This is a genomic window from Streptomyces niveus (assembly GCF_001723055.1).
In the GTDB taxonomy this organism is placed as follows: Bacteria; Actinomycetota; Actinomycetes; order Streptomycetales; family Streptomycetaceae; genus Streptomyces; species Streptomyces niveus.
In genome coordinates this window covers 329-700 of sequence record NZ_MDCR01000474.1, presented here as the reverse complement: position 1 = coordinate 700, position 372 = coordinate 329, and the positions used below count along the sequence as shown (strand labels likewise).

Sequence of the window (372 nt, the reverse complement as noted above, 5' to 3'; positions counted from 1 at the left end):
ACGGCGGCGAGGTCATCTCCTTCGTCCAGGGCGGCGACGGCGAGCTGTACGTCCTCGGCCTCGGCGGCAGCATCTCCCGCATCGACGCGGCATAATCCCTGTCGGGCCCGGCGCATCACGCTCCGCGCCGGGCCCGACGCGCGCCCGGACCACCCCGCCGGCGAAGACGGCGAGCCCGACGGCGGCGAGCAGGAAGTCCCACCCGAGTGCCCTCACGCCCCGAGCCTCTGCCGGGCGAGGCTGAACCAGACGGCTTTGTACGCGGGCTCCCGCCCCCCGTAAACGGTGGCCCCCCAGTCCCGAGCGAGGCTCTCCACCAGCCGTAACCCCTGCCCGCCCTCCTGTACGGCTCCGCCCTCGCCGGGCGCGGGC

1 protein-coding gene is annotated in these 372 nt (G+C 75.3%); it reads right to left on the bottom strand.

Features of this window, described 5'->3' with window-relative positions; genetic code table 11:
• Nucleotides 1-212: 212 nt before the first annotated feature.
• A partial coding sequence (locus tag BHU15_RS41880; RefSeq protein WP_497210046.1) for an ATP-binding protein occupies nt 213-372 on the bottom strand: 160 nt, incomplete at its 5' end.